This is a genomic window from Curtobacterium sp. MCBA15_001, assembly GCF_001864835.1.
Taxonomy (GTDB): Bacteria; Actinomycetota; Actinomycetes; order Actinomycetales; family Microbacteriaceae; genus Curtobacterium.
Genome location: NZ_MJGI01000021.1, coordinates 334,255 through 355,891, shown reverse-complemented (window position 1 = coordinate 355,891; position 21,637 = coordinate 334,255). Strand labels below are relative to the sequence as shown.

Annotated in this window: 17 protein-coding genes and 2 tRNA genes; 7 read left to right on the top strand and 12 right to left on the bottom strand. The window is 68.7% G+C overall.

Translation table 11 applies throughout. The annotated features are described in order from the left end of the window. Positions 1-3 precede the first annotated feature (3 nt). The 5 genes from BIU90_RS08180 to pknB all read left to right on the top strand — a co-directional run bounded on the left by BIU90_RS08180 (position 4) and on the right by pknB (position 7,871). Positions 4-1,350 carry a Stp1/IreP family PP2C-type Ser/Thr phosphatase gene (locus BIU90_RS08180; RefSeq protein WP_071299706.1) on the top strand — a complete coding sequence of 449 codons (1,347 nt, stop codon included), beginning with the start codon at positions 4-6 and terminating at the stop codon, positions 1,348-1,350. Beyond that, a complete protein-coding gene (locus BIU90_RS08175) occupies positions 1,347-2,795 on the top strand; it encodes an FtsW/RodA/SpoVE family cell cycle protein (RefSeq protein WP_071299705.1) in 1,449 nt (482 codons plus the stop codon). Before BIU90_RS08180 ends, BIU90_RS08175 begins: the two co-directional genes overlap by 4 nt. Beyond that, positions 2,792-4,246 carry a penicillin-binding protein 2 gene (locus BIU90_RS08170; protein ID WP_071299704.1) on the top strand — a complete coding sequence of 485 codons (1,455 nt, stop codon included), beginning with the start codon at positions 2,792-2,794 and terminating at the stop codon, positions 4,244-4,246. The genes BIU90_RS08175 and BIU90_RS08170 overlap by 4 nt, the downstream gene beginning before the upstream one ends. Then, a complete protein-coding gene (locus BIU90_RS08165; RefSeq protein ID WP_071299703.1) occupies positions 4,243-5,958 on the top strand; it encodes a serine/threonine-protein kinase in 1,716 nt (571 codons plus the stop codon). The genes BIU90_RS08170 and BIU90_RS08165 overlap by 4 nt, the downstream gene beginning before the upstream one ends. Before the next feature lie 119 nt (positions 5,959-6,077). After that, positions 6,078-7,871, top strand: a complete 1,794-nt coding sequence (gene pknB / locus BIU90_RS08160) for a Stk1 family PASTA domain-containing Ser/Thr kinase (RefSeq protein WP_302847389.1) — start codon at positions 6,078-6,080, stop codon at positions 7,869-7,871. Positions 7,872-7,991: 120 nt separating this feature from the next. Here the strand turns inward: pknB and BIU90_RS08155 are convergent, their stop codons facing one another. Further along, positions 7,992-8,636, bottom strand: a complete 645-nt coding sequence (locus BIU90_RS08155; RefSeq protein WP_071299702.1) for an aminodeoxychorismate/anthranilate synthase component II — start codon at positions 8,634-8,636, stop codon at positions 7,992-7,994. Between the two features lie 82 nt (positions 8,637-8,718). On the opposite strand from BIU90_RS08155, the gene BIU90_RS08150 reads away from it, so the two are divergent. Then, a complete protein-coding gene (locus BIU90_RS08150; protein WP_071299701.1) occupies positions 8,719-8,973 on the top strand; it encodes a cell division protein CrgA in 255 nt (84 codons plus the stop codon). Between the two features lie 287 nt (positions 8,974-9,260). Here the strand turns inward: BIU90_RS08150 and BIU90_RS08145 are convergent, their stop codons facing one another. Together BIU90_RS08145 and BIU90_RS08140 are read right to left on the bottom strand one after the other, a co-directional pair. Beyond that, entirely contained in the window at positions 9,261-9,971 is a 711-nt protein-coding gene (locus tag BIU90_RS08145; protein ID WP_254786977.1) for a rhomboid family intramembrane serine protease, read from the bottom strand. A 150-nt stretch (positions 9,972-10,121) separates the two neighbouring features. Beyond that, positions 10,122-10,661: a peptidylprolyl isomerase gene (locus BIU90_RS08140; RefSeq protein ID WP_071299699.1), complete on the bottom strand. Its 540-nt coding sequence runs from the start codon at positions 10,659-10,661 to the stop codon at positions 10,122-10,124. A 117-nt stretch (positions 10,662-10,778) separates the two neighbouring features. Here BIU90_RS08140 and BIU90_RS08135 point away from each other — a divergent pair, with 117 nt between their 5' ends. Further along, complete coding sequence (locus BIU90_RS08135; RefSeq protein ID WP_083403792.1) at positions 10,779-11,357, top strand: hypothetical protein; 579 nt, start codon at positions 10,779-10,781, stop codon at positions 11,355-11,357. A 413-nt stretch (positions 11,358-11,770) separates the two neighbouring features. Here the strand turns inward: BIU90_RS08135 and BIU90_RS08130 are convergent. The 9 genes from BIU90_RS08130 to dnaN all read right to left on the bottom strand — a co-directional run bounded on the left by BIU90_RS08130 (position 11,771) and on the right by dnaN (position 21,145). Beyond that, a tRNA-Ala gene (locus BIU90_RS08130) sits at positions 11,771-11,843 on the bottom strand. Between the two features lie 10 nt (positions 11,844-11,853). Next, a tRNA-Ile gene (locus BIU90_RS08125) sits at positions 11,854-11,930 on the bottom strand. 75 nt (positions 11,931-12,005) lie between these two features. Beyond that, complete coding sequence (locus tag BIU90_RS08120; protein ID WP_071299698.1) at positions 12,006-12,413, bottom strand: DUF3566 domain-containing protein; 408 nt, start codon at positions 12,411-12,413, stop codon at positions 12,006-12,008. Next, positions 12,406-15,066: a DNA gyrase subunit A gene (gene gyrA / locus BIU90_RS08115; RefSeq protein ID WP_071299697.1), complete on the bottom strand. Its 2,661-nt coding sequence runs from the start codon at positions 15,064-15,066 to the stop codon at positions 12,406-12,408. Before gyrA ends, BIU90_RS08120 begins: the two co-directional genes overlap by 8 nt. A gap of 117 nt (positions 15,067-15,183) precedes the next feature. Further along, positions 15,184-17,166: a DNA topoisomerase (ATP-hydrolyzing) subunit B gene (gene gyrB / locus BIU90_RS08110; protein WP_071299696.1), complete on the bottom strand. Its 1,983-nt coding sequence runs from the start codon at positions 17,164-17,166 to the stop codon at positions 15,184-15,186. Positions 17,167-17,299: 133 nt separating this feature from the next. Then, positions 17,300-17,800 carry a DUF721 domain-containing protein gene (locus BIU90_RS08105; protein ID WP_071299695.1) on the bottom strand — a complete coding sequence of 167 codons (501 nt, stop codon included), beginning with the start codon at positions 17,798-17,800 and terminating at the stop codon, positions 17,300-17,302. After that, positions 17,800-19,008, bottom strand: a complete 1,209-nt coding sequence (recF, locus tag BIU90_RS08100; RefSeq protein WP_071299694.1) for a DNA replication/repair protein RecF — start codon at positions 19,006-19,008, stop codon at positions 17,800-17,802. Before recF ends, BIU90_RS08105 begins: the two co-directional genes overlap by 1 nt. A 30-nt stretch (positions 19,009-19,038) precedes the next feature. Next, complete coding sequence (gene gnd / locus BIU90_RS08095) at positions 19,039-20,007, bottom strand: phosphogluconate dehydrogenase (NAD(+)-dependent, decarboxylating) (protein ID WP_302847390.1); 969 nt, start codon at positions 20,005-20,007, stop codon at positions 19,039-19,041. Further along, entirely contained in the window at positions 19,991-21,145 is a 1,155-nt protein-coding gene (dnaN, locus tag BIU90_RS08090; RefSeq protein ID WP_071299692.1) for a DNA polymerase III subunit beta, read from the bottom strand. The genes gnd and dnaN overlap by 17 nt, the downstream gene beginning before the upstream one ends. Between the last annotated feature and the right edge of the window lie 492 nt (positions 21,146-21,637).

The window sequence follows — 21,637 nt, the reverse complement described above, 5'->3', positions numbered from 1 at the left end:
CGGATGACGGCTCGCACGCTGAGCGCCGCTGTGTCCCACGTGGGGCGCATCCGCGCCAACAACCAGGACTCCGGCTACGCGGGTGCGCACCTGTTCGCGGTCGCGGACGGCATGGGCGGGCACGCGGGCGGTGACGTCGCGTCGGCGATCGCGATCCGGCGCATCCGCGAGGTCGACCGTGAGTTCCCCTCGGCGCACGACGCCGAGTTCGCCCTGCAGTCGGCACTCATCGCGGCGAACCAGCTCATCACCGAGACGGTCTTCGAGCACCAGGAACTCACCGGGATGGGCACGACCGTCAGCGCGATGATCCGCGTCGGCGACCAGATCGCGATCGCGCACATCGGCGACTCGCGGATCTACCGGTTCCGCGACGGCGAGCTGCAGCAGATCACGTCCGACCACACGTTCGTGCAGCGCCTGGTCGACAGCGGTCGCATCACCCCCGAGGAAGCCGCGGTCCACCCGCGCCGCTCGGTGCTGATGCGCGTGCTCGGCGACGTGGACGCCGCGCCCGAGGTCGACACCGCGATCATGGACATCCGGCCGGGCGACCGCTGGCTGCTCTGCTCGGACGGGCTGTCCTCGTACCTGGCCGAAGAACGGATCCGGCACGCCCTCGCGTCGAACATGGACGCGAACCAGGTCACGCAGCGGCTGGTCAAGGAGACCCTGGACCACGGCGCGCCCGACAACGTCACGGTCGTGGCGATGGACGTCACCGACGCGGTCCCCGCCGAGGACGACGACGACGCCGCCACCACGGTGGGCTCCGCCGCGGCACCCCTGACCTTCGAGGCGTCGACCGGGCGCAAGCCGATCCGCCTCCCCACGATCCTGCTGCACCCCCTCAAGGTCACCACGGCGCCCGAGGACTCGCACTTCGAGCCGGAGAGCGACCAGTACTTCGCCGAGCTCATCGCCGAGGACCGCCGCCGTCGTGTCCGGCGCCGGATCACCTGGACGGTCGCGCTCGTGCTCGCCGTCGCCGCCCTCGTCGGGGCGGTGTTCCTCGGCTGGCGCATCGTGCAGGACCACTACTACGTCGGCTCGGATCGCGGCCAGGTCGCCATCTACAAGGGCATCCAGCAGCAGATCGGCCCGGTCGCGCTGTCCGACGTGTACGAGGACTCCGGGATCGAGGTCTCCGACCTGCCGGAGTACACGCGCGAGAACGTGCGCTCGACGATCAACGCCCAGTCCCTCGACGACGCCCGTGACATCGTCGACCGCCTGCGCACCGCTGCCCGGACCGGCCAGGACCAGAGCGGCACGGGCGGTTCCGGCGGCGCATCGTCCTCGCCGACCCCGACGCCGACACCGACTCCCTCTGCGGAGGCCACGCCGTGACCGCCACGACCGCACCGTCGCTGACCCAGGCCATCACGATCAAGCTGCGTGAGCCGGCACGGGCACGCAACCTCGAGCTCGTGCTGCTCGTCATCGCGTGCGGCATCTGCGCGGGCGCGATGGTGCTGGTCGAGCTCGGCACCAAGGGACGGCTGTTCGACACGTCCGTGCTGTGGGCCGGCGCCACCATCCTCGGCCTGGCACTCGTGATGCACATCGTGCTGCGGGTCGTCGCGAAGAACGCCGACCCGTTCATCCTGCCGGTGGCCCTGGTGCTCAACGGCATCGGCATCGCCGAGATCTACCGCATCGACGTCCACAACGGCCTGACCGGCTGGGACGCGATCGGCGTCAAGCAGATCGTCTGGACCCTGCTGGCGATGGTCTTCGCGATCATCACGGTGATCCTCGTGAAGAACCACCGGTTCCTGCAGCGCTACCGGTACATCTTCATGCTCCTGACCATCGTGCTGCTGCTGATGCCGATGCTGCCCGGGATCGGCCAGAACATCGGTGGCGCCCGCGTCTGGATCCGGATCGGCCCGTTCTCGTTCCAGCCCGGTGAACTCGCGAAGATCACGATGGCGCTGTTCTTCGCCGGCTACCTGGTCACCGCCCGTGACAGCCTGTCGATCGTCGGCAAGAAGTTCCTCGGCATGACGTTCCCGCGCGGACGCGACCTCGGACCGATCCTCATCGTGTGGGGCGTCGCGATGAGCGTGCTCGTGTTCCAGCGCGACCTCGGCACCGCCCTGCTGTACTTCGGCCTGTTCCTCGTGATGATCTACGTCGCCACGGCGCGCCTCAGCTGGGTGCTCATCGGCCTCGCGCTGTTCGTCGGCGGTGCCCTGGCGGCAGCGAGCGTGCTGGAGTACGTCCAGGGGCGCTTCGAGCAGTGGCTGAACCCGTTCGCCAACTCGGTGTACTACGCGGACACGCAGGCGAGCTACCAGCTGGTGAACGGCCTGTTCGGCTTCGCGAACGGTGGGATCACCGGCACCGGGCTCGGCCAGGGACGGCCGTACATCACCCCGGTCGCCAACGCGGACTACATCATCGCCTCCCTGGGCGAGGAACTCGGGCTGATCGGCGTCTTCGCGATCCTGGCGCTCTTCATCGTGCTGGTGTCCCGTGGCATCCGGGTCGGGTTCATGGCGCAGGACGACTTCGGCAAGCTGCTCGGCATCGGCTTCGGCTTCACGATCGCGCTGCAGGTCTTCGTCGTCGTCGGCGGCATCACCCGGATCATCCCGGTGACGGGCCTGACGACACCGTTCATGGCCGCCGGTGGTTCCTCCCTGGTGGCGAACTGGATCATCGCGGCGATGCTGCTGCGCCTGACCGACTCCATCCCCGCAGAACAGCGTGTCCTCTCCGGTCGCGGCCAGGTCACGGCCGCCGACCGAGCGGCCGCACGCGGGCGGACCAGGAAGGAGCGTCGATGAAACGGCAGCTCCGCGGCGTCTCCACCGTCGTCGTGCTCATGTTCGTCGCACTCTTCGTGTCGACGACCTCGATCCAGTTCTTCGCCGCGGACTCGTTGCGCGCCGACCCGCGCAACTCGCGGACGATCCTCGACAGCTACTCGAACAAGCGCGGGGCCATCCTGGTCAACGGGACCCCGATCGCCGAGTCCACCGCGGTCGACGACCAGTACAAGTACCAGCGGAAGTACTCCAACGGCGCGCTGTACTCGGCCGTCACCGGGTACTTCACCATCGGGCAGGGCAACACCGGCATCGAGAGCGCCGAGAACACCGTGCTCTCGGGCAACTCCGACGACTCGTTCTTCCAGAACCTCAACGCGATCCTCACCGGGCAGGACGTGCAGGGCGACAACGTCAACCTGACGATCGACCCTGCCGTGCAGCAGGCGGCCTACGACGCCCTCGGGTCGAACACCGGCGCGGTCGTCGCCATCCAGCCGAAGACCGGCAAGATCCTGGCGATGGTGTCGAAGCCCGACTACGACCCGAACGCGCTGACCTCGCACGACACCGCCAACGTCAAGGCGCAGTACGACGCCCTGCTCGGCAAGACCCCGACGCCGCTGCAGAACCGCGCGATCGGCGGCGACCTGTACACGCCCGGATCGGTGTTCAAGCTCGTCGTCGCCTCGGCGGCACTCGAGGGCGGCAAGTACGACCTCGACTCTGAGTTCCCCAACCCCTCGCGGCTGCAGCTGCCCGGCACGAGCACGTACATCAACAACGCCGAGGGCGGCTCGTGCGGCGGCGGCGACACCGTCACGCTGCGCACCGCCATCCAGTACTCGTGCAACATCCCCTTCGCCGAACTCGGTCAGAAGCTCGGGTACAACACGATCAAGGCGATGGCGGACAAGTACGGGTTCGGCGACGCGATCGAGGTCCCGATGAAGGCGACCGCGAGCCAGTACCCCGACGTCGACTCGACGGCGCAGCTGATGCTGAGCTCGTTCGGGCAGGCGAGCGTGCGCGTCTCCCCGCTGCAGATGGCCATGGTCTCGGCCGGCATCGCGAACGGCGGGAAGGTGATGCAGCCCTCGCTCGTCGACTCGATCACCACGAGCGACCTGAAGACGGTCGAGTCCTTCACGCCGAAGCAGTACAGCGACCCGCTGTCGTCGTCCGAGGCAGCCGACCTGACCGAGGCGATGCAGAGCGTCGTCAGCGCAGGGACCGGAACCAATGCGAAGATCGACGGGGTCGACGTCGCCGGCAAGACCGGGACCGCCGAGGGCGGGACGGGCGACCCGTACACCCTCTGGTTCACCGGGTTCGCGCCTGCGAACGACCCGGAGGTCGCCGTGGCGGTCGTCGTCGGCAACGGCGGCGGACGCGGACAGTCCGGCGTGGGCAACACGGTCGCGGCCCCGATCGCGAAGAACGTCATGGAGGCGGTGCTGAACAAATGAGACCCACCAGCGGACTCACCTTCGGTGGGCGGTACCAGCTCTCCTCCCGTGTCGCGATCGGCGGCATGGGAGAGGTGTGGCAGGCGACCGACCTGGTCATCGGCCGCACGGTCGCCCTCAAGATCCTCAAGGACGAGTACCTCGGCGACCCCGGGTTCCTCGAGCGCTTCCGCGCCGAGGCCCGCCACGCCGCACTCGTCAACCACGAGGGCATCGCCAACGTCTTCGACTACGGCGAAGAGGACGGCAGCGCCTACCTCGTGATGGAGCTCGTCCCCGGCGAGGCGCTCTCGACCATGATCGAGCGCGAGCACACCCTGCCGGTCGACAAGGTGCTCGACATCGTCGCGCAGACCGCGAACGCCCTGCAGGCAGCCCACGCCGTCGGCCTGGTCCACCGCGACATCAAGCCCGGCAACCTGCTCATCACGCCGGACGGCCGGGTCAAGATCACCGACTTCGGCATCGCCCGCATCGCCGACCAGGTCCCGCTCACCGCGACCGGTCAGGTCATGGGGACCGTGCAGTACCTCTCCCCGGAGCAGGCCAGCGGCCACCCGGCATCCCCGTCGACCGACGTCTACTCCCTCGGGATCGTCGCGTACGAGGCCCTCGCCGGCCGTCGTCCCTTCACGGGCGAGTCGCAGGTCGCGATCGCGATGGCGCACATCAACGAGCAGCCGCCCGCGCTGCCCAGCGACGTGCCCGAGCCCGTGGCCGCCCTGGTGATGTCCTGCATCGCGAAGAAGCCGGCCGACCGTCCCGCGACCGCCGCGAACCTGGCGCGTGCCGCACAGGCACTCCGCCGCGGAGACGTCGCCGCCGCGACCGTCGCCGTCCCCGCCCTCGGCGGCGCCGGCGCCGTCGCGTTCAACCCGCCGCAGGGCAACGACGCAGCGACCGCGCTGATCGGCACCCAGGCGGGCGCCGCGGTGGGTGGACCCAGGACGCCGGTCTCGCCCGCCACCGCCGAGGACGACGAGCCGAAGAAGCGCGCCTGGATCTGGTGGGTCGTCGCCGTGGCCGTCCTGGTCGTGGCCGGCGCGGTGATCGCCGCGTTCGCCTTCAACAACGGCAACGCCGACCCTGCCCCGAGTGCCTCGAGCAGCTCGTCGCCGAAGCCCAGCAAGACGCCGACCCAGACGCCGACCCCGCAGCGCCTGTTCATCAACCAGAGCGACTACCTCGGCCGCAACACCGCCGAGGCCACCGCCGCCCTGCGTGCACTGGGACTCGAGGTCAACGTCGAGGACGGCGACACCGCCCCGGCGGCCGACCAGGCGAACACGGTGCAGTCGATCACGCCGACGGGCAGCGTCGCACCGGGGACGCTCATCAACATCCGCGAGTACACGGCACCGCCGACGGTCAACAAGCCGAACGCCCCGACGGCCGGCACGGTCTCGTCGACGGGCTCGGTGACGTTCGCCTGGGAGGCAGCGACCTGCCCCACCGGGTACACGGTCTCCGGGTACTCGTGGACCGTCACCGGCGGCAAGGACAGCTCGGGGGCGACCTCCGGCAACACCTCGTCGCGCGCGGTCGTCATCCAGGCCGACGCTGCCGGGGCACCGGTGTCGTTCACGTACAGCGTGACCTGCGGCTCGCTGGCCCCGTCCGAGAGCTCGGACGCGGCGACCGCCACGTGGACGACGCAGTCACCGACCGGTGAGCCCAGCAGCCCCGCGACGACGGGCGCGCCCCAGGGCTAGCGGACCGCGACGGCCGCCCACACCGTTCCGGTAACGGTTGGTCTGGGCGGCCGTCCGACCAGCGTCTCACCAGGGAGCCCTGTCGTACACTTGCCCCCGACGGACATTCGGAGGAGTACGTGCCTGAAGGTGTGACCGCGGGGATCACGTTCCTCGCCAACCGCTACGAGATCGGTGACGTCATCGGTCGGGGCGGCATGGCCACCGTGCACGTCGGGCAGGACACCCGGCTGGGCCGGCGCGTCGCGGTGAAGCTCCTCAAGCCGAGCCTCGCCAACGACCCGGCGTTCCGCACCCGGTTCCGACAGGAAGCCCAGGCTGCAGCCCGGATGGCGCACCCCACGATCGTCCGCGTCTACGACGCCGGCGAAGAGACGGTGACCGAGCCGTCCGGCGCCGAGGTCCAGGTGCCCTACATCGTGATGGAGTTCGTCGAGGGCCGCCCGCTCAGCGACGTGATCGCCGACGGACCCGTCGACTCGGACGAGGCCGTCCGCATCACCAGCGGCATCCTCACCGCGCTCGAGTACTCCCACCGTGCCGGCGTGGTGCACCGCGACATCAAGCCCGCCAACGTCATGGTCACGCAGACCGGACAGGTCAAGGTGATGGACTTCGGCATCGCCCGGGCCATCACCGACACCTCGGCCACCGTGGCCCAGACCACCTCGATCCTCGGCACCGCTTCGTACTTCTCCCCGGAGCAGGCCCGCGGCGAGACCGTCGACGCCCGCACCGACCTGTACTCCACCGGCATCGTCCTGTTCGAGCTCCTGACCGGACGTCCGCCGTTCCTCGGCGACTCGCCCGTCGCGGTCGCCTACCAGCACGTCAGCGAGCAGCCCGTCGCGCCGTCGACGGTGGTCCCGACCGTCTCACCGGCGATCGACGCCGTCACGCTGCACGCCCTGGTGAAGGACCGCACGCGCCGCTTCCAGAACGCGGCCGAGTTCCGCCGCGACCTCGAGCAGGCCGGCGCGGGCCACGTGCCGGCGTCGTCGAAGAAGCTGCAGCAGCAGAGTGCGAACGACGCCTCGACGATGCTCTTCGGGGTGAACCCGCGCACGACCTCGAACCCCGAGGTCGCCTTCCGCGAGCTCGACGACACGCAGGAACACCGTCCTCAGCGCACGCAGAACCGGCCGCCGGTCGCGTGGATCTGGGTCGGCATCCTGCTCACGATCGCCGTGATCGGCGGCGTGGTGTTCTGGGTCGCGAACCTGCAGCCCGGCCAGGCGCCCGTCTCGTCGTCGGTCAGTGTCCCGAACGTCGTGGGTGCGACCTACGACTCGGCGTCGAAGGCCTTCGAGCAGAAGGACCTGGTACCGGTCGAGGTCGACGAGAACTCCGACGACGTCGCCAAGGGCACCGTGATCCGGACGGAACCCCGCTCGGGCACCAACGTCGCGCGCAAGCAGAACGTCCGCGTGGTCGTCTCGCTCGGACCGGAGCAGGTCGCCGTGCCCGACGTGGCGAACCAGACGCAGGACGCGGCACAGAACGCCCTGACGGCCGCGGGCTTCCAGGTGGGTGCGATCAACACCGACTACTCGCCCTCGGTCCCCGAAGGCACGGTCCTCAGCACGGACCCGGCGGCCAGCACGTCGCTCACCAAGGGCACGGTCGTGAACCTCACCGTCTCGAACGGCATGGTGCAGCTGCCCGACGTCTCCCAGCAGCCGATCGCCACCGCCAACTCGACGCTGGCCAACCTCGGCCTGGACGTCAAGCAGCAGCCGTCCTACGCGTGCACGGGCGGACTCGTGTCGCAGCAGGACCAGCCCGCGGGCGACATCGCGCAGGGCAGCACCGTGGTCCTCACCTACTGCGCTGCCACCCCGCAGCCCAGCACGCCTGCCACGCAGGCACCGCCGCAGGGCGGCGGGGACCCCGCCGCGGGCAACGGCAACTGACCCACCGGATCGCGCCGAAGGCCTGGTCGACGGTCCACCGGACAGGAGGCCCGGCGCACGGCCGTCACGGGCCTCCCGTCCGACTCCGGGCCGCGCCCAGATCGGTGGCGGACCGTGCGGTCAGCCGCGGCGCGTCGCGATGAGCGGCCCCAGGCCGGCTGCGCGCGCTGCGGCGCCGGCCAGCCCGGCGGTCTCCAGCCAGTTGCCGACCATCCGGTAGCCACCCTCGGTCAGCACGGACTCGGGGTGGAACTGGACGCCGTAGACCGGGGCGTCCCGGTGCTGGACGCCCATGATGACGCCGCCCTCGGTACGGGCGGTGACGGTGAGTGCGTCGGGGACCGTGCCGTCGACGATCGCCAGCGAGTGGTAGCGCGTCGCGGTGAAGGGGTGCGGGACGCCGTCGAACAGCGCGCTGTCGTCGTGGTCGACCAGGGACGTCTTGCCGTGCATGAGCTCCTCGGCATGGGTCACCGTCGCGCCGAGCGCCTCGGCGATCGCCTGGTGCCCGAGGCAGACGCCCAGCAACGGCTTGTCGGCGGCGATCGCGGCGTGGACCGTGGCGACGGACACCCCGGCGTCTGCGGGCGTGCCCGGCCCCGGTGACAGCAGCACGCCGTCGTACTCGGCGATGCGCTCGGCGATCTCGGACGGTGGGAAGGCGTCGTTGCGGACGACGTCCGTCTGCGCGCCGAGCTGCTGGACGTACCCGTTCAGCGTGTACACGAAGCTGTCGTAGTTGTCGACGACGAGGATCCTGGTCATGGTCGGTTCACCGTACTCGTGAGGGTCGTGCGGAGGCTCCGTGGGGCCCGTCCACACACATGTTCACGGTAGGATACCGGCCATGGCCAAGGACAAGGACCGCACCAAGCCCGCCCGGAGGACCCGAGCCGACTCGGTCGACACGGCGGGCGACCAGCCCAACCCCGTGTGGTTCAAGCCGGTCATGTTCGGCTTCATGCTGATCGGCCTCGCCTGGGTGATCGTGTTCTACATCTCCCAGGGCACCCTGCCGGTCCCCACCCTGAACTCGTGGAACATCCTGATCGGCTTCGGCATCATGTTCATCGGCTTCCTCATGACCACCCGCTGGCGCTGACCGACCCCGCCTTCCACACGCCCGCTGCACCCTCGGTGCAGCGGGCGTCGTCGTTTCCGCCTCAGGCACCACTCTCCACAGCTCCCTGGGGATGAACGACCCGGTACACCCGTGTTTCCACAGTTCTGCCGGTTCTCCACACCGCTGTCCACACCTGTGAGCCCGAGTTGTCCACAGGCCTCTCCACAGTGGGGATAATCACACGCGTGTAACTCAGCGAGTTCTCCACAGACGGCGAACGCCCCGCCACACCGGAGTGTGACGGGGCGTTCGCAGGTCGTGACGGCTCAGCCGATCGCGATCGCGTAGCCGACGTAGGTCAGGGCGACGATCACCACCGCCTCGGCCACCAGCAGAGCGATCTGCAGGTTCCGCTTGCGGATGTTCCGGGTCTTCGCGAACACGTACCCGGTCAGGAAGCCCACCGCGATCCCGCCGACGTGCGCCTGCCAGGAGATGTTCGTCCCGGGCAGGAAGCCGATCACCAGGTTCAGACCGATGATGACGAGGAGTGAGACCGCGTTGCCGCCGAGGCTCCGCTGCAGCATGAAGAACGCAGCGAAGAGCCCGAAGATCGCTCCCGAGGCGCCGACGACCGAGGATCCGGGCGCGATGAGCGTGACGGCCATCGACCCGCCGAGTCCGGCCAGGAAGTACAGCGCGAGGAAGCGCCACGTCCCGAGCATGTTCTCGAGCATCCGGCCGAAGATGAACACCGCCCACATGTTGAAGGCGATGTGCAGGAAGCCCGAGTGCACGAACAACGACGTCACCATGCGCCACGGCTGGGTGGGCAGGTAGGCGGCGTTGAAGAAGAACAGCTGCGTGAAGAAGCCGCGGGACACCTGGTCGAGCAACCAGATCAGCACCGAGACGGCGACGATGACGACGGTCGCCTTCTGGTCGAGCATCGCGAAGCGCCGCCGCGCGACCGTCAGCCCGGTGGGGGCTCCGGACGCGCGGCGGTTCTCCGTGAACTTCGCACGCTGCTCGCGCACGCACTCAGGGCAGTGCACCCCGACCGCCGCCGGTGTCTGGCACTCGGTGCAGATCGTCCGCCCGCACCGCTGGCACAGGATGAAGCTCTGACGGTCCGGGTGCCGGTAGCAGTAGTTGGCCGGGTTGTACGCCTGGTCGGTCACGTCAGGTCAGACGGACTCGACGTCGATGCTGTTGATGACGACGTCCTCGAGCGGCTTGTCACGGCCGTCGGTCGCGACGCCCTCGATCGCGTCGACGACGGCGCGGGACTCGTCGTCCGCGACCTCACCGAAGATGGTGTGCTTGCCCTGCAGCCACGGCGTCGCCACGGTGGTGATGAAGAACTGCGAGCCGTTCGTGCCGCGGCCGCCCTGGATGCCGGCGTTCGCCATGGCGAAGATGTAGGGGTTCTGGAACGTGAGCTCCGGGGAGATCTCGTCATCGAAGCGGTAGCCGGGGCCACCGATGCCCTGACCGAGGGGGTCGCCGCCCTGGATCATGAAGTCCTTGATGATGCGGTGGAAGACGACACCGTCGTAGAGCTTGTCCGTGGAGACCTTGCCGGTGCCCGGGTGGGTCCACTCCTGCTGGCCGGTTGCCAGGTCGACGAAGTTCTTGACGGTCTTGGGGGCGTGGTTGCCGAACAGGTTGACGCGGATGTCGCCCTTGTTCGTGTGGATCGTTGCGACAGCGGTGTGCAGAGACATGTTCCGATTCTCGCATGTGCCACCTGCGTACGGACGAGACGCACAGGGACGGCTCCGTGACCTGTCAGGTGCGCTGGTGGCAGGATGGGGTCCACGCCGTTCCGATGGAGGTACCAGATGACGACGATCGAACTGCCGCGCAAGCGCCGGAAGCAGATCAAGAAGCTCAAGGGCAAGACCGCCTCGCTCCTCGGCGAGCAGCGCAAGGTGCTCGAGCACGCCAACGAGATCCTGGCGGAGGCGCGTTCGCACGCCGCTGACGCCGCGCGCAAGGACATCGCCCCCCGCGTGCAGCACGCGATCGACAACGGGGTCCGTCCCGCGGTCGCCACCGGCGTGCACGCCGCCACCTCGGCTGCGCAGTCCGCCTCGCACCGCTTCCAGACCGAGGTCATCCCCGGTCTGGTCTCGACCGCGGGCTCGGTGATGAGCGTGGGCGACCTGGCGAAGGACCCCCGCGTCAAGAAGCTCGTCAAGAACGCGCAGAAGAAGAGCAAGAAGGCCCGCAAGGCCGCGGCGAAGTACGTGCCCGCCGGCCACAAGAAGCAGGGCATCGGCTTCGGCGGGGTCGCACTGATCGTGGTCGGGGTGGTCGCCGTCGCCGGTGCCGCCTACGCCGCGTACCAGACGCTCCGCGCCGACGACGACCTGTGGGTCGCCGACGACGCCGACTCGGCGGACAAGTCCGCAGCCTGACCTCCCGGTTCGTACGAAGGGCCCCGGCACACGCCGGGGCCCTTCGTCGTCCGCGGGGGCCGCACCCCGTCCAGGTTCCAGAATTCTGGAACCTCGACGCGCAGGACAAACGACCCGTGGAACCTCGGCCAACGTGAGCGGCAAGTCATGGAACCTCGTCAGGCCGCGCGCGTCCGGCACGACGTGACGGCCAGGAGGCCCGGCCCGACTCCGACCCTCGTGTCCGGCCACACACGGGTCACCGAGACCACCAGCGCGCCCCAAGCCTCCCGGAGGAGACGGACGCGTCTCGTTGGGCCGCGGAACGAGCGCATCCGGGGTGACCATCGCGGAGCGGCGCGCCGAAGGCGCCGACCAGCACAGAACGAAGCCCCTGGGAGGCAACGGAGTCGCCGACCAGGGGCTGATACGAGTGGAGCCTGGGAGAATCGAACTCCCGACATCCTGCTTGCAAAGCAGGCGCTCTACCAACTGAGCTAAGGCCCCGGGAAGGGGATGGTGGGGCTACAAGGACTTGAACCTTGGACCTCTTCGTTATCAGCGAAGCGCTCTAACCGCCTGAGCTATAGCCCCTCAGACCGGATGAAAGCCTACCCCACGATCCCGCCGGAGCGAAATCGAGCGATCGGCCTCATCCGGCCGGGTGTGTCAGTTGTTCGTGAAGCCCACGAGCAGGCCGCCCGTGATCCGCACACTGAGGTTGTAGAGCACGCTGACGATGGCGCCGAGGACGGTACCGACGACCACGTTGAGGATGCCCACGACGATGGAGAACCCGAGCACCTGGCCCAGCGAGAACTGGTCCATGATCGAGTAGCTGTTCTGCCCGGTGACGTCCTTGAGCAGGGAGTCGATCTGGGTGAACACCCCGGTCTGGTTGAGGATGCCCCACACCAGCGCGGTGGCGACGACGATCACGATGCTGCCCGCCAGGGCGATCAGGAACGACAGCTTCACCATCGACCAGAAGTCGAGGTAGACCAGTCGCAGCCGCACCTGGCGGGTGCCGACGGGTCGCTTCGCCTTCTTCTGGAGCTTCTCGGCGACACTACTCATTGGTTGACTGGTCCTCTCCGGCCTCGTCGTCGACGGGCGCGGGGTTGTTGGACGCGGGTTCCGTGGGTTCCGGCGCTGCCTCGGCTGGGCTGACCGTCTCCACCGGGCCCGCGGACTCGATCTCGGCGTCGTCCTGGTCGTCCAGGTTCCGCTCGCTGTTCCGGGCCACCGCGATGATCCGGTCGTTCTCCGCGAACCGCGCGAAGACGACGCCCATCGTGTCGCGTCCCTTCGCAGGGACCTCGGCCACGGCAGACCTTACCACCTTGCCCGATTGCAGCACGACGAGCACCTCGTCGTCCTCACCCACGATGAGAGCACCCACAAGGTCGCCCCGGTCGGCGGCGAGCTTGGCCACCTTGATGCCGAGGCCACCTCGTCCCTGGGTGCGGTACTGGTCGACCCCGGTGCGCTTGGCGTAGCCGCCCTCGGTCATCACCCAGACGAAGCCGTCGTCGGACACGACGCGGGCCGCCAGCAGCGAGTCACCGTCGCGGAACGACATGCCCTTCACGCCGGAGGTCGACCGACCCATCGGCCGCAGGGTGTCGTTCGTCGCGGTGAAGCGGAGCGACATGCCGTGCCGGGAGACGAGGAGCAGGTCGTCGGTCTCGTCGACGAGCAGCGCCGAGCGGAGCTTGTCGCCCTCGCGCAGGTTGATCGCGATGATGCCGCCGGTGCGGTTCGTGTCGTACTCGGTGAGCGCGGTCTTCTTCACCAGGCCCTGCTCGGTGGCGAGCACGAGGTACTGCGCTGCCTCGTAGTCGCGGATGTCGAGCACCTGCTGGATCTGCTCGTCGGGCTGCATCGCGAGCAGGTTCGCCGAGTGCTGGCCCTTGGCGTCACGCCCGGCTTCCTGCAGCTCGTACGCCTTGGCGCGGTACACGCGGCCCTGGTCGGTGAGGAACAGCAGCCAGTGGTGCGTCGTCGTGACGAAGAAGTGCTCGACGACGTCGTCCGCGCGGAGCTGGGCGCCACGGACACCACGGCCACCGCGGTGCTGCGAGCGGTACTGGTCGCTCCGAGTCCGCTTGACGTAGCCGCCGCGGGTGATCGTGACGACCACCTCTTCCTCGGGGATGAGGTCCTCGATCGACATGTCGCCGTCGTACCCGAGCATGATCTCGCTGCGGCGGTCGTCACCGAAGCGTTCGACGATCTCGTCGAGCTCCTCGCCGATGATCGAACGCTGGCGCTCCGGGCGGGCGAGGATGTCCTCGAAGTCGGCGATCTTGAGCTCGAGTGCCTCGGCCTCTTCGTGGATCTTCTGACGCTCGAGGGCGGCGAGACGACGCAGCTGGAGTTCGAGGATCGCGCGGGCCTGGATCTCGTCGACGGACAGCAGGTCCATCAGTCCGTTGCGCGCGTCCTCCACGTCGGGCGAGCGACGGATGAGGGCGATGACCTCGTCCAGCGCGTCGAGCGCTGCCAGGTAGCCGCGCAGGATGTGCGCGCGCTTCTCGGCCTCGCGCAGACGGAACTGGGTCCGCCGGACGATGACCTCGATCTGGTGGTCGACCCAGGCGGAGATGAACCCGTCGAGCGCCAGGGTGCGCGGCACCTTGTCGACGATCGCGAGCATGTTCGCGCCGAAGTTCTCCTGCAGCTGCGTGTGCTTGTAGAGGTTGTTGAGCACGACCTTGGCGACGGCGTCGCGCTTGAGCACGATGACCAGGCGCTGCCCGGTGCGACCCGAGGTCTCGTCGCGGATGTCCGCGATGCCGGCCAGCTTGCCGTCCTTGACCCCCTCGGCGATCTTGATCGCGAGGTTGTCGGGGTTGACCTGGTACGGCAGCTCGGTGACGACCAGGCAGGTGCGGCCCTGGATCTCCTCGACGTTCACGACGGCACGCATCGTGATCGAGCCGCGACCGGTGCGGTAGGCGTCGTGGATGCCCTTGACCCCGAGGATCTGTGCCCCGGTCGGGAAGTCCGGGCCCTTGATGCGCTGCATGAGCGCTCCGAGCAGTTCTTCGCGCGTGGCGTCCGGGTGCTCGAGCGCCCACTTGGCACCGGCGGCGACCTCACGCAGGTTGTGCGGCGGGATGTTCGTCGCCATGCCGACCGCGATGCCGACCGAGCCGTTGACGAGCAGGTTCGGGAAGCGCGCCGGCAGGATGGCCGGTTCCTGCGTGCGACCGTCGTAGTTGTCCTGGAAGTCGACCGTTTCTTCGTCGATGTCCCGGACCATCTCCAGCGCGAGCGGAGCCATCTTGGTCTCGGTGTACCGCGGGGCTGCGGCGCCGTCGTTGCCGGGCGAACCGAAGTTGCCCTGGCCGAGCGCGAGCGGGTACCGCAGCGACCACGGCTGCACCAGGCGGACGAGTGCGTCGTAGATCGCGCTGTCACCGTGCGGGTGGAACTGGCCCATCACGTCACCGACGACGCGCGAGCACTTCGAGAACGCCCGGTCGGGGCGGTACCCGCCGTCGAACATCGCGTAGATCACACGGCGGTGCACGGGCTTCAGGCCGTCGCGGACCTCGGGCAGTGCCCGGCCCACGATGACGCTCATCGCGTAGTCGAGGTAGGACCGCTGCATCTCGAGCTGCAGGTCGACCTGCGAGATCCGGTCGCCGGAGACCACGATGTCCCCGCTGTCGCCGTGGATGACCTCGGGCTGGTCGTCGGTGGTGTCGTTGTCGTCAGCCATCTGGCCTGGTCACCTTTCTGCACTGCCGGGAGGCAGGGGTTCCGTTCGTCGCGCCGGGCGCGACCACAGGTGGTCGGGACTGGAGCGCTCGGCCTGCGCCGACCCTCCAGGACGGGTCTAGATGTCCAGGAACCGGACGTCCTTGGCGTTCTGCTGGATGAACTGGCGACGCGCGTCGACGTCCTCGCCCATCAGCGTGGCGAACACGCTGTCGACGGCGGCGGCGTCCTCGAGCGTGACCTGCAGCAGCGTGCGGGTGTCCGGGTTCATCGTGGTGTCCCAGAGCTCCTTGTAGTCCATCTCGCCGAGGCCCTTGTAGCGCTGGATCCCGTTGTCCTTCGGGATGCGCTTGCCCGCCGCGAGACCGGACTGCAGCAGGGCGTCGCGCTCGCGGTCGCTGAACACGTACTCGTCCGCGGAGTTCGACCACTTCAGGCGGTACAGCGGCGGCTGTGCCAGGTAGACGTACCCGCGCTCGATGAGCGGTCGCATGTAGCGGAACAGCAGCGTCAGCAGCAGCGTGGTGATGTGCTGGCCGTCGACGTCGGCATCGGCCATCAGCACGATCTTGTGGTACCGGGCCTTGTCCGGGTCGAAGTCCTCGCCGATGCCGGCGCCGAACGCCGTGATCATCGACTGGATCTCCTGGTTCGCCAGCGCGCGGTCGAGCCGCGCCTTCTCGACGTTCAGGATCTTGCCGCGCAGGGGCAGGATCGCCTGGGTCATCGGGTTGCGGCCCTGCACGGCGGAGCCGCCGGCGGAGTCACCCTCGACCATGAAGATCTCCGACAGGGTCGGGTCCTTCGACTGGCAGTCCTTGAGCTTGCCGGGCATGCCACCCGACTCGAGCAGGCCCTTGCGGCGGGTGGTCTCACGGGCCTTGCGCGCCGCGAGCCGCGCCTGCGATGCCTGGATCGCCTTGCGGACCACGTCACGCGCCTGCGTCGGGTTGCTCTCGAACCAGTGCGTGAGCTCGGTGCCGACGACGCGCTGGACGAAGGACTTGGCCTCGGTGTTGCCGAGCTTGGTCTTCGTCTGGCCCTCGAACTGCGGCTCGCCGAGCTTCACCGAGATGACGGCGGTCAGCCCTTCGCGGATGTCGTCACCCGTGAGGTTGTCGTCTTTCTCCTTGATGATCTTGGCCTCGCGCGCGTAGCGGTTCACGAGCGTGGTCAGCGCAGCGCGGAAGCCCTCTTCGTGGGTGCCGCCCTCGTGCGTGTTGATCGTGTTCGCGAAGGTGTGGACGCTCTCCTGGTAGGACGTGTTCCACTGCATCGCGACCTCGAGCGCGATCTTGCGCTCCGGGTCCTCGGCCTCGAAGCCGATGACGTCCGGGTGGACCAGGTCGGCCTTCTTCTGCCTGCCCAGGTACTCGACGTAGTCGGCCAGACCGCGCTCGTACCGGAACGTGTCGTGGCGCGACTCTTCGCCCTCGTCCGGGGTGCGCTCGTCCTTGAGGTTGATGCGCAGGCCCTTGTTGAGGAACGCCATCTGCTGGAAGCGGGCACGGAGGGTCTCGTAGTCGAAGACGACGGTCTCGAAGATCTCGGCGTTCGGCCAGAACGTGATCGTCGTGCCGGTCTCGTCGGTCTCCTCGTCCTTCGAGACGGGGGCGACCGGAACGCCGTCGGTGTAGCTCTGGCGGTAGACGTTGCCCTGACGGCGGACCTCGACGTCGAGTTCCGAGCTCAGGGCGTTCACGACGGACGAACCAACGCCGTGCAGGCCGCCGGAGACCGCGTACCCGCCGCCGCCGAACTTGCCGCCGGCGTGCAGCACCGTCAGGACGACCTGCAGCGTGGAGACGCCTTCCGCCGCGTGGACGTCGACCGGGATGCCGCGGCCGTTGTCGACCACCCGGACGCCGCCGTCTTCGCGGATGGTGACGTCGATGGTGTCGCAGTAGCCGGCGAGGGCTTCGTCGACCGAGTTGTCGACGATCTCCTGCACCAGGTGGTGGAGACCGCGCGGCCCGGTGGAGCCGATGTACATGCCCGGGCGCTTGCGGACGGCCTCGAGCCCCTCGAGCACCTGGATCTGGTCTGCGCCGTACGACTGTTCGCCTGACGTGTTCTGGTCGTCTTCAGATCCTGATGCCATGTCGCGAGAGCTCCTGCCTGCGCGCGGAACACCCGCGCACTGCACCGCCCAGTCTATCGCAGCGGGCTCTCGTCCGAGGGCGGAAACGGCCCGTGGAGGGCCGATTTCGCGACCAGAGGATGATTTCCTCGCCTCAACCGTAGGTGTCGCGAGGACCGCGCCCCTGAACGCTCCTGAGGCCGCGTTTCCAGGTGGGGACGTCTGGGCCGGAAACCCGGATGGACTGCACGCCCGCTTCCGGGTGTCGCTGGGCGATCGTCGTGGTGACCGTCGCGCGCATGAGCCGGAGCTGCGTCGCCCAGGCCGTCGAGTCGCACCGGATCACCAGCGCACCGTCCTCGATGGTCACCGGTGTGGAGTGCCTGGCGAGCTCCTCACCGACCACGCTCGGCCAGTCCACGAAGAGCTCGGAACGGGCGAGCGGCTCGGTCCAGCCGAGCTCCGCGGCCAAGGAACCGACGATGTCGCCGAGCCCCTTCGGCTCACGGCCGCGCCCGTACGGCACGGTGTCGGCGTCGAACTCCTTCGCGCGGCGACGACGTGCGTCGACCCCGCGCTTGGACGGGTCGCCGAACACGGCCTTGAGGTGGCCGTACACGCGGGCCGGCTCGGTGGGACGCCAGGGTCGGGGCATCAGGCGCCGTCGGCCGGTCGGGAGGCGGTGGTCGGCTCGGCCTCGTCGGTCACGATGGTGCCGGCCTCGATCCGGACGGTGTGCGCGGCCAGCTGGGCGGGCACGTCGCCGAACACCGCCGCCGTGATGAGGACCTGCTCGTAGTCCGCCACCGCGGTTCCGAGGCGTTCGCGTCGGGACTCGTCGAGTTCGGCGAAGACGTCGTCGAGGATGATGATCGGGTCGCCGAGCGACGACTCCGCGCGCAGGATCGACGCACTGGCGAGCTGGATCGCGAGCGCGAAGGACCAGGACTCGCCGTGACTGGCGTATCCACGGGCAGGTAACCCGTTCAGGGTGAAGAGGACATCGTCACGGTGGGGTCCCGCGAGGGTCAGGCCGCGGTCGAGTTCGTCCCGGCGGCGGCGCTCGAGCGCTGCGCGGAAGGCCTCGGCGGCCAGCGGCACCGAGACGGGTTCGTCCGCGGTCCCGAGCACGGGGTCCGTCGCCGCCGCGTCCTCGGGGTCGCCGCCGCGGACGGAGAGCACCCCCGTGATCGACGCCTCGTGCCGTTCACCGGCGACGGTCGCGTAGGACTCCGCCACGAAGGGTGCGAGCCGGCGGGTGAGGTGGTCCCGCGCGGCGATGATCTCGGAGCCGAACGCGACGAGGCGCTCGTCCCAGACGTCGAGCGTCGCGAGCGACCCGGACCGGGACCCCGACGCCCGGGCCGACTTCAGCAGGGTGTTCCGCTGTCGGAGCGTGCGGTCGTAGTCCGCGATGACGCCCTGCATCCTCGGGGCGATCTGCACCAGGAGCTCGTCGAGCATCCGGCGTCGCCCGGACGGCTCACCGCGGACGAGCGCCAGGTCCTCGGGCGCGAACAGCACGCTCGCGCAGTACCGCGGGAGCTCGCGCGGCTTGATCGGCGCCCGGTTGACCTGCGCCCGGTTCGACCCGGTGCGGTTGATCTGCACCTCGGCGAGGATGCTGCGGTCCTCATGTGCCAGCCGTGCGCGGACGACGGCCGCGTCACAGCCCTGTCGGACGAGCGCGGCGTCGGTGGGGACGCGGTGCGAGCCGAGGGTGGAGAGGTAGGCGATGGACTCGACCAGGTTCGTCTTGCCCTGGCCGTTGCGCCCCACGAACAGGTTCGGCCCGCGTGCGAGGTCGACCTCCGCCTGCCGGTAGTTCCGGAAGTCGGTGAGCTGGAGGTGGTCGACGTGCACGCGGGCCGAGCCGGGTTGCCCCGGGGAGTCCTAGGACTTCTTGACGGCGTGGCCGCCGAACTGGTTGCGCAGCGCCGCGACGGCCTTCATCGTCGGCGACTGGCTGCCCTGACGCGAGACGAAGCGCGCGAACATGGCAGCGGACAGCGCGGGCATCGGGACCGCGAGCTCGATCGCCTCTTCGAGGGTCCAACGGCCCTCGCCGGAGTCGTCGACGTAGCCCTCGAGCTCGTCGAGCTTCGGGTCCTCGTTGATCGCGAGCACGAGCAGGTCGAGCAGCCAGGAGCGCACGACCGTGCCACGCTGCCACCCGGCGAAGACCGCGGGGACGTCGTGCACGATGTCCTTGGCCTCGAGGAGCTCGTAGCCCTCACCGTAGGCCTGCATGATCGCGTACTCGATGCCGTTGTGGACCATCTTGGCGTAGTGACCGGCACCGACACCGCCGGCGTGCGAGAAGCCCTCGGCGCGCGGGCCCTCCGGACGCAGTGCGTCGAAGACGGGCATCGCGAACTCGAGGTCCTTGACGTCGCCGCCGGCCATCATGCCGTAGCCGTTGTCCTTGCCCCAGACGCCGCCCGAGACGCCGACGTCCATGTAGCGGATGCCCTTGGCGTCGAGCTGCTTGGCGTGCTTCTCGTCGTCGAGCCACTTCGAGTTGCCACCGTCGATGACCAGGTCGCCCGGCTCGAGGACCTCGGCCAGGTCGGTGATGACGTCGTCGGTGATCTTCCCGTGCGGGACCATGACCCAGACCAGACGCGGGCCGGTGAGGGCCTTCGCGAGTTCCCCGAGGTCGGCGACGTCCGAGACGGCGGGGTTGGCGTCGTACCCGACGACGTCGATCCCTGCGTTGCGCAGACGCGCACGCATGTTGTTGCCCATCTTCCCGAGGCCGACAAGACCGATCTGCATGATTTCCTCTTCTGTTCGTCGTCGCGCCGCGGTTCGAGCGTCCGCCGGCGCAGTGGTACGGCTGTTGCTATCGCAGCAGGAGATTGGGCTGCAGCAGGTACCGGTATCCGTCCGTCGCCGGTTCCTCGCGCGAGGACTGGCCGGTGATGAGCACCGGGCCCGGCTTGTTGGGGTTCTCCGTCTTGGTGAAGGAGATCCGGACGAACTCGGAGTGCACCGCGTTCAACCCGTCCAGCAGGAAGGCGGGCTTCAACGAGACCACCGTTTCCTCGCCGGTCAGCAACGCATCGATCGACTCTGACGCTTGCGCTTGTTCGGAACCGATCGCTTCGAGCGTGAGCCCGTCGACCGAGAAGGAGAACCGGAGCGCCGCTTCGCGCTCCAGGACGAGGGAGACCCGTCGGACGGCTTCGACCAGCTCGGCCGTGTTGATCACGGCGTGGTCCTGCACGGTCTCGGGGAAGAGGCGGCGCACCGGCGGGTAGTTGCCCTTGATGAGCAGCGAGGTCACGGTCTTGTCCGCCGCCTGGAAGGCGATGAGCTCACGGTCCGACGAACCGCTGATCGACACCGACACCGTGCTGGCCGAGCCGAACGTGCGGCCGACTTCCTGCAGGGTGCGGGCCGGGACGAGCGCGTGCAACGTCGTCGACTCGGCGTCGGCGGCACGGCCGGAGTCCCACTGGATCGTGCGGACGGCGACGCGGTACCGGTCGGTGGCGATGAGGGACAGGTCGTGGTCGCTGACCTCGAGCTGGACGCCGGTGATCACCGGGGTGACGTCGTCACGGCTGGCGGCGACGGCCACCTGGGACACCGCTTCTGAGAACGCGTCGCCCGGGATGACGCCGGTCTGCTCGCCGACCTCGGGCAGGGTCGGGTACTCCTCGACCGGCATGCTCAGCAGCGTGAAGTGCGCCGAACCGCAGGTCACGGTGATGCGTGACTCGTCCGTGGAGAACGTCACGGGGGCGTTCGGCAGGCGGCTCGCGATGTCGTTGAGCAGGCGGCCGGAGACGAGCACGGTGCCGGCGTCGTCGATCTGTGCCGCGATCGAGGTCTGCGCCGAGACCTCGTAGTCGAACGACGACAGCGTCAGACGATCGCCCTCGGCGTGGATGAGCACGCCCGACAGGATCGGGAGGGTCGTGCGCTGTGGGAGGAGCTTCACCGCGAATGAGACGGCTTCGGAGAAGACGTCCCGGTTGACCTCGAACTTCACAGCTGGGACCCCTGTCGATGGTTGGACTGTCCGGCCGCCCCATTGTGGCACAGCGGGAGCAGGCCCGGATTTCTTGTCATCCCGCCGTCCACAAGGTTGGCCCAGTGATCCAGAGAGATGAAGAGAGACAACGCTATTAACGCCTGTGCACACTGTGGACAACTCTGTGGATGCCGCTCAGCGACAGGGAACTACACGGTTGTGACTTGTGGGCGACGTGTGAGGACCGTCGGGATGAATGAAACTCATCTATCCACTTCCATCCCCAGATTCCACAGACGACCCCACGGCTGTGAACAACCATCCGGCGTGTCCTCCACAGTTATCCACAGGCTTTCCACACTGTGAGAACTCCGGCCCGTGGAACCGTCTCAGATGGTGGATGCGCGCCGGAGCGCGCCGATCTCGGGGACCCGAGCCGGGCCTCCCGTCGGTGTGAACAGATGTTCCGGCGGTCGCGAGCAGGGCGCTCAGCGGTACCGGCGGTCCTGC